Origin of the sequence: uncultured Neisseria sp. (assembly GCF_951230505.1) — a bacterium.
In the GTDB taxonomy this organism is placed as follows: Bacteria; Pseudomonadota; Gammaproteobacteria; order Burkholderiales; family Neisseriaceae; genus Neisseria.
On sequence record NZ_CATNVN010000049.1, the window covers coordinates 1 to 12,366 of the forward strand.

Consider the following 12,366-nt stretch of genomic DNA (forward strand, 5'->3'; position numbering starts at 1 on the left):
GCTTCCTACTTGCATGCACAAGCCCAACAAGCTTTATTGGAGAGTTTTCCTAAAATTACTGAAGATGGCAGTCAAATTATCTATTCTACACATAGCCATTATCTAATAAACCCACACTGGCTTGACCAAGCATATATCATATCAAATAATGCAATTAATTCTTATGGATTTGATGACAAAAATTTTAAACCTGAAAATACAATTATATCTGCTATCAAGTACAGAAAATATGTAAATGACAATCCAACAAAAACAACTTATTTTCAACCAATTCTCGATAGGTTAAATATTACATCAAGTAAATTAGATTTGGTACGCCCATCTATTCTTACAGAGGGTAAAAGTGATTACCTTATTTTAGAATATGGTATTAAAGTATTATTAGGAAAAGATGATATGTCTATCATTCCTATGAGTGGGGCACATGGATTTAATGGGGTAATTGGGCTTTTAAAAGGTTGGGGAATTCCATTTATAGCATGTTTTGATGCCGATAAAGCGGGAATAAGAGCCAAAAAAAATCTTATTGAACAATATTTTTTGAATGAAGAAAGGGTATTAACTCTTGAAGATATCTTACCAAACAGTATGAAAGGATGTGAAATATCTAGTCTTTTAAGTGAGGAAGATAAAAAAATGATAAAAGAATATATTGGAGAAGAAGGAAAAGATGAAAAATCCAAAATACAATTATTCTTTAGTGAGGCACTTGCTCAAAATAGTAACTCCTTTCCATTTTCAGAAATATTCAAAAAAAATATAGAAGCTATTTATGACTGTTTTTATGAAAAACTGAATAAGCAAGCGTAGCCTGCATACCTCACTCACTGCGTGCGTGGCTACGCTACACACCCTGCCTATGAATCAAACGAAACTTCAAAACCAACGTGTAGGGTGTGTGCGGTACGCACGCACGCGGTTGTTTGATTGACGGTTTGCCGTTTCAACTTTTAATTTCGTTGAAGCTAGCTCTTTCAGACGGCCTCCAATGTCGTCTGAAACATCAGCTTCAACAAAGTTAAACCTTAAAAAACAAACCATTCCTTCTCCAACATCCAAACCACAAACAAAAATCCTATGGCGCGTTATCGCAGAAACTTCATTGCCGGCGGCACATTCTTTTTCACTGTCAAACTCGCCGATCCAAAATCGCGCCTGCTTATTGAACATATCGACTTATTGCGTGCGGCTTATATGGATGTGCAAAAACAATATCCCTTTAAAACCGTCGCCGTATGCGTACTGCCGAACCATATTCACGCCATTTGGACGCTGCCTCCCGACGATGCGGATTATTCCCTGCGCTGGCGGCTGATTAAAACCAAATTCTCCGCACATTTCCCTCATGCCGAAAATCTGTCTGCCAGCAAACAGCGGCGGCACGAACGCGGTATTTGGCAACGGCGTTTTTATGAACACACCGTGCGCGACGAAACGGACTTGCAACGTTGCGCGGACTACATCCATTTCAATCCCGTCAAACATGGATTATGTGACAATGTCCGCGATTGGGCGTTTTCGTCGTTTCACCGTTATGTGCGAGATGGATGGTTGCCATTAGATTGGGGCGGAACGAAAGAAACGGCAGTAATGAGTTTCGGAGAGTGAATACTATAAAAAATTCCCGACCGCGTGCGTGGCTGCGCCACACACCCTACCTGTGAATCATGCGGAATTAAAAACCTACGCGTAGGATGAGGATATGTGCAATACGAACGCACGCGGTTGTTTGATTGATGGCTTTCTGTTGTAAATTAAACTTAGTTGAAAACTAACACTTTCAGAAGGCATAAGAAATGGCCGTCTGAAAACTAAAAATTTCTTGGCTGAAAACATCCTCCTTTATTCACACAACAAAAAACGGATTCCAAATTATTGGAATCCGTTTTTCTGTAAAGCTATCCGAATTATTTAGCTTCTTCTTTAGCGTCTTCAGCAGCTTCTTTAGCATCTTCCGCTGCATCTTTTGCTTCTTCTTTAGCCTCTTCAGCGGCATCTTTGGCTTCTTCGGCTTTTTCTTCAGGAGTTTCGGCAGCCGGAACGCCTTTCAAAGCGTCCAAAGAAGTTTTACAAGTTGCATCGCGTTGGTCTGCCGGCAGGTTTTTCAATGCTTCTTTGGTTTGTTCGAAAGATTTTTGCATCATGTCTTTGGTTGCAGCATCTACGTCTTTAGTTGCTTCGGCAAATGCTTTTTCGTATTCGTCACAAACGGCAGAAGAAGATGAGCCTGAACCGCCGCATGCTGACAGGGACAGGGCTGCCAACAAAGCCGCCAATAAAGCTGATGTTTTCATGTGTCTCTCACTTTTTTAAATTTAGGTTAAAGGATGTTATATGTTAATTCATTATATGAAGGTGTCAAGGTTTTTTGTTTAATTTAATCAAAAATATATCATTGAAAGAGTCAGTCTATCTAAACATGATCAAGGCCGTCTGAAATTTCAGACGGCCTTCGCTTTTGTAAGTAATCCTTTTTTCAACGATTACGCCGCTTTACGGTGATAATGCCTGAGCGCGTGCTCTTTGCGCCGTCCGCTACTGAATGCGGATACACGCTTCAGATACCCGATCACTCGGGTGCCGTAGTCGATGTCGTGCGAGCCGCAGGCGGAACAGGCGTGCAGGGTGCGTTTGTCGATGTGGCCGCATTCGTTGCAGATGGTGATGCGCACGTTCACGCAGAAGTAGTTGCAGCCGGTTTGCGCGGCGATGTCCAAGAGCGAGCGGTAGCCGGTTTCGGGCAGGGCTTCGTCAAGGTTCAAGTGCAGCGCGGAGCCGCCGTCGAGCCAATCCACCAGTTCTTTTCCGTGCAGCAGGAATTTATCGAGCGCGTTGATTTCTTCGTCTTCGACGACGTAGAAATAGGAGTTGTAGCATTCGCGGCTGACTTTGTAGCCGTCGGCTTTGTCCCATTTGGCGTTTTTCACGCCGAGGTTTTCGGCGGGGACAAACTCGGTGTTGAATTTCACGCCATAGTGTTTGCTGGCGGCTTGGTTGGCTTCGAATATGGTTTTCAGACGGCCTTGAACGAAGCTGATGTAGTCGTCGTTGTAGCCGACTTTGATGCCTTGCGATTCGGCAGCTTCCGCCATGCCGTTGATGCCGATGGTGAGGAACTGTTTGTCCAGCGTAATAAAGCCTGCATCGTAAACGGGCAGCATTCCGGCGGCTTGGTATTCTTCCATCAGTTTGCGGTAGGCGTATTGGTATTTGTGGATTTTGGCCACTTCGGCGGCAAGGTCGCGCCCGTCTTGTCCCAACCGGTTCATATTGATGGTGATGACGTTGATGGAACCGGTCGCCACGCCGCCCGCGCCGAGTGTGTAGCTGAAGGTGCGGTCTTCAATAGCGTTGCGCAGGCGGCAGCAGGAAGCCAATGAGTCGGGATTATCGGAAAGATAAACGAAGAAGGAATTGCCTTCCGCCAACTCTTTTGCCATTTCGTCGGCAAATACGGTGTCTTTGCATTTGCCGCCGTCGGTCAGCATCGCGGCGGTAACGACAGGGAAGGTCAAAACGGCCTTGGTGCGCTCTTGATTAAACCATTTGAGGAAGAAGTTTTGCAGCTTCGCCACGCTTGCCCACACCGGTTTGCTGAAATCGGGGAAAACGAAATCACCGAACATCGCGTCGAAATAGTATTGATCGTAAACGGAAATATTCCAAAACACGCTCTGATAGCCGCGCGCGGAGGCGGGCTGGTTGATGCTGTACACCACCTGCTGCATATGGTTGGCGATTTCTTTACCGTGGGTTTCCAAATAATCGTCGCCGTAATCTTTGCGGGCGAAGTAGTCGAAATAGGTTAGAAATTCCACCGTCGCCACCGCGCCGGCAAACTGCGCGCTGATGGCAAACACAAGATTGATAAACGAGCCGCAAAACGATGCCAGATGTTGCGGCGCTTTGGATTCGCCGCCGAGTTTGCTTAACCCGTCGAGCAGGAAGGGATACAGCGTAACCGACACACAATAAGGCTTGAGGCTGGTCTCGTCGTGCACATAAATCTCATGCGCCTCAATCTGGCGGATGTATTCGTCTGCGACGGATTGGTCGAAAATTTCGGCGATTTTGCGCGACACTTGGGCGCGGTTAATCTGCACGAAAAAGTCTTTCATGATTTCCGCTTCCATCGTGGCGATGTTTTTTTGCGTAACGTTGGCGTTGGCATCCATTTTCGAGCCGTCCGCCGCGTTTTGCGCGCTGATGTAGTCGCGCATGAATTGTAGTTTTCCGTTTAACTGTTCGGGATGCAGCCGAATCATGTTAATTCTCCTGTATGGTTTGGATGATTTATTAAACAATGACGGTTGGGCCGTCTGAAACATCGCTGTCAGCGAATACAATAAATTCAATTTAAATCAGTGCAATACAGCATTGAGCTAAATTGAAGCCACTGGAAAAACTTTAGGCTTAGGTTTGTCTTTGATAAACAAGCGGTTCAACACTTCGTCCGTACGCAAATCAATAAACTTCTGATTGGTGGTCGGGCTGTCCAAGCCGCCCAGTTCCATCTGCCAGCGGCCGGTTTTCAGATACGTCAGATAAGGCAGAATGCCGTCTGAAACCGCTTCCAGCTCCTCACGCTCCAAGCCGGTGTACAAACAGGCTTTCAAACCTTCCTCGGCAACAATAGCCAGCATTTTCTGCAAAGCTTCCGGCTGCCATTCCCCGCCCATAAACAACACACAGCTAATCAGCCCACGATAGCACTTCAGACGGCCTTTCAAATAATCCCCGGTCAATTCCGTGCCGATGCCCTCTTTCCATGTATCGGCACTATGACAGCCTTTGCAACGCAACGGACAGCCTGAAAACAGAAATGCTAGCGACACTTCACCCGGCACTTCCTGCCAGACAATTTGCTCAACTGTAAATTTCAAGCCGCTCATTGCAATACCATAAAACACAAGATATGGTGCGAATTAAAACATAAGACTACTAGATATGGTGTTTTTATTTAACAATGCATTTTACCCATGCAATAGATTTTTATTATTTATCTGATTGTCTATTACTATAAAATAGCAATTTTAAACCAATAAAAAGGCCGTCTGAACACGATTCAGACGGCCTAAAATTAAAATACGAAAAGCAAACTCCGTTATAGTAAAGTCTATCTAAATAAAACAAAAAAGGCCGTCTGAAATCATCTTTCAGACGGCCTCAATTTCAGGTTTTAGCCCCGATTCGAGCCTTTAACCATATCCATCAGAAACAATCGGCAATCCAAGTTGCCATTGAACAATGGAATTTTACGCTTCGGAGAAAGACGCATAAATTTCGGCATATCGCGATCGCCGGTCAACATTCCGGCAAGCCAGCCTGCGTAATGCTGTTTCAACCATGTGCCTAGTTGCGGATAAAGCGCCTGTAAAGCCTGAATTTCGGCAAGGCGCACGCCATAAGGCGGATTGGAAATCATAATGCCGTGTTCGCCGTTTGGCCGCGCGGCTTGCGCATCTTGCACGTCAAAGCGGATGAAATTATCCACTTCGGCGGCTTGGGCATTGGCCAATGCGGCACGGATCATATAACGGTCGTTGTCGCTGCCGGAAATGGGCGCGGCGGCCGGTTTGATTTGTTTTTCAGCTTCACGGCGCAGGGCTTGCCATTTTTCTTTGTCGAAGTTTTGCAGTTTTTCAAAACCGAAACGGCGCATCAAGCCCGGCGCACGGTGTGTCGCAATCCATGCTGCCTCAATGGCAATCGTGCCGCTGCCGCAAAACGGGTCTTGGAAAGGCTGCGTACCGTCGTAGCCTGCCAAAAGCAGCAAACCTGCCGCCAAGTTCTCTCTTAATGGCGCTTCGCCGGTATCCTGACGATAGCCGCGTTTGAAGAGTGCTTCGCCGGAAGTATCGATAAAGATTTCCACATTGCGCTCATCGATAAAGGCATGAATGCGGATATCGGGGTTGATTTTGCCCACGCTCGGACGCGCATCATAAATATCGCGAAAGGCATCGCAGACGGCATCTTTGATTTTCAAACCGACAAAATCCAAGCTTTTCACATTGGCGCGCTTGCCTTCAACTTTGACCTTGAAGGTCTGCTCCAGCTTAAACCAAGCTGTCCAATGCAGATTTCGTGCCAATTTGTAGATATCGTGTTCGTTGCGATAACCGCCTTTGGTCAAACGCAGCAAAACACGGCTGGCAACGCGCGAATGCAGGTTGATACGATACACCTGCTCCATCGTGCTTTTACATGCCACACCACCGTCAACAGCTCGGATATCCTGACATGCTATGTTTTCAAGCTCCTGCGTCAAAGGCGCTTCCAAACCGCGAGGACAAGTGATAAAAAGTGAATAAACCGTCATATAAAACCTTTCCGGGTAGAGCTATCCGAACCACTCGGATAACAAATAAAAACAATATTATAGCCGAAAAACCAAAAGGCCGTCTGAAACTTCAGACGGCCTTTGAACAAAGCTTGCTTAGTGATCCAAACTGTCGGTTTCCACCTTAACCGCTTTATCGGTTTTATCCTCCGGCAAAACCAAGTTCAACAATACCGCCATAATACCGCCGGCAGAAATTGAGTTTTGGAACAATACCGGCAGGTTTTTGAACACTTCCGGCTCAAACGCCACGCCCAAACCCAAACCGACAGAAGTCGCCGCGATAACCGCTTCACGACGGCGAATACCGTGGCTGACCAAAATCCGCACACCGGCAATCGCAATCAGACCAAACATCAACACCATCGCGCCACCCAAAACCGGACTCGGAATCGTGGTAAACGCACGGCCGATAACAGGAAACAAGCCCAACAATACCAAAATCGCCGCAATATATTTGCCCACATGACGCGAAGCCACGCCGGTCATTTGAATCACGCCGTTATTTTGCGCAAAAGTGGTCAAAGGCAAAGAGCCCAACGCAGTCGCAATCACAGACACCAAACCATCTGCCAATACGCCGCCGCGTAGACGTTTGGTGTATTCCTCACCCTCAATCGGCTGCTCGGAGACCATCGCAGTTGCCGTCAAATCGCCTACCGCTTCAAATACGCTCAACAAGAAAATCGCACCGGCAACGATAAACGCGTGCCAATCAAATGCGAAACCATATTTAAACGGAACAGGCAGGGTAATCAGCGGCAGGTTTTGCAGGGCGGAAAAATCTACTTTGCCCAAAAACAGCGCAACAATATAACCGACAATCAAACCCACCGCAATGCCGCTCATACGCAGCAATGGATTTTTCAAGCAGTTGAAAACCAATACAATCAGCAACACCAGCGATGCCAGACCCAAGTTTTCCATCGAACCGAACGTGCCGTCTGCTTTCGCACCGAAGCCGCCGCCGAAATCGGTAATGCCGACATGCACCAAGCTCAAGCCGATCAACATGACGACCACGCCGCTTACAGTCGGCGTAATCACTTTTTTCAAATAAGGCAAAAGCCAAGCGGAGAAGCACACCAAAAACGCGCCGACAAAGGACACGCCCAAGAGCGTTGAAATCATCACATCTTCAGTCAAGCCGCCCTCTTTCATACCGGTACCGAGCGCAATCATCACGGTAACAAAAGAGAAGTTAACCGACTGAATCGACAACATACCCGAACCGACCGGTCCGAAACGGTTAACCTGCAAATAAGTGCCGACACCGGAAGCCACCATCGCCATCGACACCAAATAAGCTGTCATTTCAACCGGCAGCTCCAATGCCCCACCGACAATCAGTGCCGGAGTAATCATCGGAACAAAAATCGCCAGAAGGTGCGTAACCGCACTCAACAACGCATTCCCAAACGGCGGCTTGTCTTCCAAACCATAAACCAAATCAAGCGATTCCGCCTGTTTTTCAGTCATTCCGGCCATGTTGAACCTTCTCTCAAGAATCGTTAAAAAATATTAAGATGCGTATTTTAACCAATTTGAAATGTATCAGCAAATTCAAAACCATCAGGCCGTCTGAAAGTTCCGCCCAGCCGTTTTCAGACGGCCTCAAACCGCCTTAACACATTTTAATTCTTGACATCATTTTTCTACCTAAAAACAAACAAACCAATGATTTAAAAATGTATTATTCATTAAGATAATGACAAGTCACCATTAAACAGCAAAGCCTCATAGCGGATATGTTTCACACAAACAACAAAGTAAGCTACAATCCGATGAATAATCCACCTACACCATAAAATTAAAGGTTTCCGTATGTTAAAAGGCAGTCTGGTTGCCCTGATTACCCCGATGAATCAAGACGGCAGCATCAACTACGAACAACTTCATGACTTAATCGACTGGCACATTGAAAACGGCACCGACGGCATCGTCGCAGTCGGCACCACCGGCGAGTCAGCCACTCTGCCTGTCGAAGAACATTTGGCCGTTATTGAAGCCACCGTCAAACACGTCAACAAGCGCATTCCCGTTATCGCCGGTACAGGCGCCAACAATACTGTCGAAGCCATCGCCCTTTCCAAAGCCGCCGAGCAAGCCGGTGCGGACTACACCTTATCTGTTGTTCCCTACTACAACAAACCTTCGCAAGAAGGCATTTACCAACATTTCAAAGCCATCGCCGAAGCCACTTCGATTCCGATGATTATCTATAATGTTCCCGGCCGTACCGTCGTCAGCATGAGCAACGACACTATTTTGCGTTTGGCCGAGATTCCGAATATCGTCGGCGTGAAAGAAGCCAGCGGCAATATCGGCAACAACATCGAATTGATCAGCAGCGTTCCTGAAGGTTTTGCCGTTTTATCCGGTGATGACCCTACCGGCCTGCCTTTTATGCTGTGCGGTGGTCATGGCGTGGTAACCGTCGCAGCCAACGTTGCACCGAAACTCTTTGCCGACATGTGCCGAGCCGCCCTTGAGGGCGATATTGCGACCGCCCGTCGTCTAAACGAGCAACTTATCCCAATTTATAACACCATGTTCTGCGAGCCCAGCCCGGCCGCGCCCAAATGGGGCCTGAGCTTATTGGGCAAATGCGAACCCCATGTTCGTCTGCCTTTGGTAGCACTGACCGAAGCCGGTCAAGCCAAAGTCCGAGCCGCTCTGGAAAAATCAGGACAAATCTGATCCGGAAATAAGGCCGTCTGAATTCCAAACACCCTTTTCAGACGGCTTCCCTGTTAAGAACTTCATCCACAGGAAAACAAGATGACCTATATCAAACCCATCGTAGTAGCCCTCGCCCTGATTAGCATGACTGCCTGTTCCGGCAGCAAAAAAGAACAACCCAAACTCGACTATCAGAGTCAATCACACCGCTTGGTCAAACTGGAAGTACCACCTGATTTGAACAACCCAGACCAAGGCAACCTCTATCAATTACCGGCAGGCAGCGGTGCCGTCCGCGCTAGCGACTTCAACAAACGCCGCACTCAGGCCGTACAACAACCTGCCAATGCAGAAGTTTTGAAATCCGTTAAAGGCGTACGCCTTGAGCGTGACGGCAACCAGCGCTGGTTGGTTGTCGATGGCAAATCGCCTCGCGAAATTTGGCCGTTGTTGAAAGTATTCTGGCAAGAAAACGGTTTCGACATCAAATCCGAAGAACCGGCCATCGGCCAAATGGAAACCGAGTGGGCTGAAAACCGAGCCAAAATCCCTCAAGACAGCCTGCGCCGTCTGTTGGACAAAGTCGGCTTGGGCGGCATCTACTCTACCAGCGAACGCGACAAGTTCATCATCCGCATCGAACAAGGCAAAAACGGTTCGACCGACATCTTCTTCGCCCACAAAGGCATGAAAGAAGTTTATGCCGACCGCAAAAAAGACACCACCATGTGGCAGCCAAGCGAGAGCGACCCTAACCTCGAAGCCGCATTCCTCGCCCGCTTTATGCAATACTTGGGCGTTGACGGCCAACAAGCCGAACAGGCTCTGACCCAAAGCGTTGCCGCCCGCAGCAATGCTTCTGAGTTAGCCCGTGTGGACAATGGCACTCTGTTGCTGGCAGGCGATTACGGCCGCAACTGGCGCCGTACCGCCCTTGCGCTTGACCGCATCGGCCTGACTGTTATCGGTCAAAATGCCGAACGCCGCGCCTTCTTGGTTCAACAAGCGCCAACCGAAGGCGAAGCAGTTGCCAATAAAAAACCAGGCCTGTTCAAACGCGTATTTGGCAAAGGCAAAGCAGAAGCACCAAAAACGTATCCTGAAATTATCGTGTATGTTGAGCCTATCAACAATGGCGCACGCCTCCATCTGTTGAACAAAGACGGCAGCCCATACAAAGGCAGCGATGCCTCCACATTGTTGAGCCGCCTGCACACAGAATTACGTTAATCCGTTATTCGACTTAAGGCCGTCTGAAATATTCAGACGGCCTTTTTAACGGATACGGCATGGTTTCAAATTCCCAATCTGACGTTATAATCAGAACATTTTCCCCCTCCCCCAAGCTGCCATGACCCGACAAAAAGCCTATCTGCTCCTGACCGCCCTGTTTACCCTGATGTTTATCGTACTGATTCTGTTGGGCGCTTATCTTCTGAGCATTCACAGCAAACAATTTGCCGTTGCCGCCTTTCTGTTTGCCTTTGCCGCCGTTTTTGCCCAAATCGGCAGCCTTGCCCTTTACATCCGTCACAAAGCACGCGCACAAATAGCTCGTATGCAGCAAACCGAAACCCATTAAGGAAAAACCATGTTTGAAAAAATCGTCCTTGCCAGTGGCAACGCAGGCAAACTCAAAGAATTTTCCCGCCTCTTTGCCGACTTAAATATCGAAGTCCTACCGCAATCGCAGTTCAATACGCCCGAATGCCCCGAGCCATACCATACCTTTGTTGAAAATGCCCTGGCTAAAGCACGTCATGCCGCCAAATATAGCGGCTTACCGGCACTTGCCGACGACTCCGGCATCTGCACCAACGCCTTAAACGGCGCACCCGGCATTTTTTCCGCCCGTTATGCAGGCGAAAACCCCAAATCCGATACTGCAAACAACGCCAAACTTTCTGCCAATCTTGCCGATAAAGACGATAAAAGCTGTTACTACGTCTGCGTGCTCGTCCTCGTCCGCCACGAAAACGACCCGCAACCCATCATCGCCGAAGGCATCTGGCACGGACAATGGCAGGCAGAAGCCGCAGGTACAAACGGCTTCGGCTACGACCCGCATTTCTATCTGGCCGAACATGGTTGCACCGCCGCCGAGCTTGGTCCTGAAATCAAAAATGCCGAAAGCCACCGCGCCCAAGCATTGCGTGAATTGTTAAGAAAAATTGAATCCTTATAAATCGATAACAGGCCGTCTGAAACCTTCAGACGGCCTACCTCACATTCACTCCCATGCCCAAGCCCACACCTGAAGAATTGGCAGCCTTTGCAAAACACGTTGCTGCCTTCATCCCAACCACACCTGACGAACTTCTTCAACTCATTGATAGTCAAGAAACTGCTATCGTCTTTCTAGGCAAACCAAGTTGTTCATACTGTCGCCGTTTTGTTGCAAAACTGTTTACTGTTTCCATAAACAAGCAGCTTACCATCCACTTTACCGACAGCAACAACAAAGCAGCTGTAAAAACTTTTCGTGAACAATACGGCATCAAAACTGTTCCCGCACTACTCAACATCTCACAAGGCAAAATAAAATTCGTCTGCAATTCCAAATTATCAGAAGAAGAAATTGAAGCTTTTTTGAGCGCTTAGACTTTGCAAATTTCCTACTGATTACTTTCCCGGCCGACATTTCAGTTAAAATAACGGCCTAAAAATTTCAGACGGCCTTGAGCCTCAACACATACCATGACCCAAATCACTTTCCAGCGCCCCGGACAACTCACCGCCCTGCCTCCCTTATCACTCTATATCCACATCCCGTGGTGCATCAAAAAATGCCCATATTGCGACTTTAATTCCCACAGTCTGAAAAACAGTCTGCCGGAAGAAGCCTATATCGATGCCCTATTAACCGACTTGCAGCTTGAATTGCCCAATATTTGGGGCAGACCTGTGGAAACGATATTCTTCGGCGGCGGTACGCCCAGCCTGTTTCAAGCGAAATCGATTGACCGTTTGTTAAGCGGCGTGCGTTCGCTGTTGCGTTTGCAACCCGAAGCGGAAATTACTTTGGAAGCCAATCCAGGCACATTTGAAATTGAGAAGTTTCAAGGATTTAAAGACGCAGGTATTACGCGCCTGTCTATCGGCGTACAAAGTTTTAATGACGATATGCTTACTCGATTGGGACGCGTTCACAACGGCAAAGAAGCCCTGACAGCCATTGATACTGCCTTGAAATTATTTGATAAAGTCAATATTGATTTGATGTATGCCCTGCCAAACCAAACCGTTCAGACAGCCTTAAACGATGTGCAAACCGCTATTGCAACAGGCGTATCTCATATCAGCGCATATCATCTGACCATGGAGCCGAACACGCCTTTTGG

General features: G+C 47.7%; 13 protein-coding genes. 8 read left to right on the forward strand and 5 right to left on the reverse strand.

Annotation, left to right across the window (positions count from 1 at the left end; translation table 11 throughout):
- Together Q1M25_RS04750 and Q1M25_RS04755 are read left to right on the forward strand one after the other, a co-directional pair.
- The coding region (locus Q1M25_RS04750; protein ID WP_300482316.1) for a TOPRIM nucleotidyl transferase/hydrolase domain-containing protein at positions 1-810 on the forward strand (810 nt) is incomplete at its 5' end.
- A gap of 267 nt (positions 811-1,077) precedes the next feature.
- Entirely contained in the window at positions 1,078-1,608 is a 531-nt protein-coding gene (locus Q1M25_RS04755; RefSeq protein WP_300482319.1) for a transposase, read from the forward strand.
- A gap of 299 nt (positions 1,609-1,907) precedes the next feature.
- Here Q1M25_RS04755 and Q1M25_RS04760 read toward each other — a convergent pair whose 3' ends face one another.
- From Q1M25_RS04760 to Q1M25_RS04780, 5 genes are all read right to left on the reverse strand, one after another.
- The gene (locus Q1M25_RS04760) at positions 1,908-2,294 is read right to left on the reverse strand and encodes a DUF5339 family protein (RefSeq protein WP_049359726.1); all 387 of its coding nucleotides are present in this window, start codon (positions 2,292-2,294) and stop codon (positions 1,908-1,910) included.
- 189 nt (positions 2,295-2,483) lie between these two features.
- Positions 2,484-4,328: an anaerobic ribonucleoside-triphosphate reductase gene (gene nrdD, locus Q1M25_RS04765; RefSeq protein ID WP_300482341.1), complete on the reverse strand. Its 1,845-nt coding sequence runs from the start codon at positions 4,326-4,328 to the stop codon at positions 2,484-2,486.
- A 54-nt stretch (positions 4,329-4,382) separates the two neighbouring features.
- On the reverse strand, positions 4,383-4,892 hold the full coding sequence (gene nrdG / locus Q1M25_RS04770; RefSeq protein ID WP_300482324.1) for an anaerobic ribonucleoside-triphosphate reductase activating protein: 510 nt from the start codon (positions 4,890-4,892) through the stop codon (positions 4,383-4,385).
- Positions 4,893-5,179: 287 nt separating this feature from the next.
- On the reverse strand, positions 5,180-6,322 hold the full coding sequence (locus tag Q1M25_RS04775; RefSeq protein WP_300482327.1) for a class I SAM-dependent RNA methyltransferase: 1,143 nt from the start codon (positions 6,320-6,322) through the stop codon (positions 5,180-5,182).
- A gap of 117 nt (positions 6,323-6,439) precedes the next feature.
- Positions 6,440-7,831 (reverse strand): nucleobase:cation symporter-2 family protein, encoded by a 1,392-nt coding sequence (locus tag Q1M25_RS04780; RefSeq protein WP_036490659.1) that lies wholly within the window; start codon positions 7,829-7,831, stop codon positions 6,440-6,442.
- Positions 7,832-8,167: 336 nt separating this feature from the next.
- Between Q1M25_RS04780 and dapA the strand changes: the two genes are divergently transcribed.
- The 6 genes from dapA to hemW form a co-directional block, all read left to right on the forward strand.
- Positions 8,168-9,043, forward strand: coding sequence for a 4-hydroxy-tetrahydrodipicolinate synthase (gene dapA / locus Q1M25_RS04785; protein ID WP_300482332.1), 876 nt, complete (start codon positions 8,168-8,170; stop codon positions 9,041-9,043).
- Between the two features lie 81 nt (positions 9,044-9,124).
- Complete coding sequence (gene bamC / locus Q1M25_RS04790; RefSeq protein WP_003746991.1) at positions 9,125-10,255, forward strand: outer membrane protein assembly factor BamC; 1,131 nt, start codon at positions 9,125-9,127, stop codon at positions 10,253-10,255.
- A 121-nt stretch (positions 10,256-10,376) separates the two neighbouring features.
- Positions 10,377-10,607, forward strand: coding sequence for an NGO_0222 family membrane protein (locus Q1M25_RS04795; RefSeq protein ID WP_300482335.1), 231 nt, complete (start codon positions 10,377-10,379; stop codon positions 10,605-10,607).
- Between the two features lie 9 nt (positions 10,608-10,616).
- Positions 10,617-11,210: an RdgB/HAM1 family non-canonical purine NTP pyrophosphatase gene (gene rdgB / locus Q1M25_RS04800; protein WP_150537428.1), complete on the forward strand. Its 594-nt coding sequence runs from the start codon at positions 10,617-10,619 to the stop codon at positions 11,208-11,210.
- Positions 11,211-11,263: 53 nt separating this feature from the next.
- Complete coding sequence (locus Q1M25_RS04805; protein WP_300482338.1) at positions 11,264-11,626, forward strand: thioredoxin family protein; 363 nt, start codon at positions 11,264-11,266, stop codon at positions 11,624-11,626.
- Positions 11,627-11,722: 96 nt separating this feature from the next.
- A partial coding sequence (gene hemW / locus Q1M25_RS04810) for a radical SAM family heme chaperone HemW (protein WP_300482339.1) occupies positions 11,723-12,366 on the forward strand: 644 nt, incomplete at its 3' end.

Excerpts from the sequence above, each read along its gene's own strand:
- Q1M25_RS04755 (WP_300482319.1), top strand. The coding sequence starts at position 1,078 with ATGGCGCGTTATCGCAGAAACTTCATTGCCGGCGGCACATTCTTTTTC.
- Q1M25_RS04760 (WP_049359726.1), bottom strand. The coding sequence starts at position 2,294 with ATGAAAACATCAGCTTTATTGGCGGCTTTGTTGGCAGCCCTGTCCCTG.
- nrdD (WP_300482341.1), bottom strand. The coding sequence starts at position 4,328 with ATGTTTCAGACGGCCCAACCGTCATTGTTTAATAAATCATCCAAACCA.
- nrdG (WP_300482324.1), bottom strand. The coding sequence starts at position 4,892 with ATGAGCGGCTTGAAATTTACAGTTGAGCAAATTGTCTGGCAGGAAGTG.
- Q1M25_RS04775 (WP_300482327.1), bottom strand. The coding sequence starts at position 6,322 with ATGACGGTTTATTCACTTTTTATCACTTGTCCTCGCGGTTTGGAAGCG.
- Q1M25_RS04780 (WP_036490659.1), bottom strand. The coding sequence starts at position 7,831 with ATGGCCGGAATGACTGAAAAACAGGCGGAATCGCTTGATTTGGTTTAT.
- dapA (WP_300482332.1), top strand. The coding sequence starts at position 8,168 with ATGTTAAAAGGCAGTCTGGTTGCCCTGATTACCCCGATGAATCAAGAC.
- bamC (WP_003746991.1), top strand. The coding sequence starts at position 9,125 with ATGACCTATATCAAACCCATCGTAGTAGCCCTCGCCCTGATTAGCATG.
- Q1M25_RS04795 (WP_300482335.1), top strand. The coding sequence starts at position 10,377 with ATGACCCGACAAAAAGCCTATCTGCTCCTGACCGCCCTGTTTACCCTG.
- rdgB (WP_150537428.1), top strand. The coding sequence starts at position 10,617 with ATGTTTGAAAAAATCGTCCTTGCCAGTGGCAACGCAGGCAAACTCAAA.
- Q1M25_RS04805 (WP_300482338.1), top strand. The coding sequence starts at position 11,264 with ATGCCCAAGCCCACACCTGAAGAATTGGCAGCCTTTGCAAAACACGTT.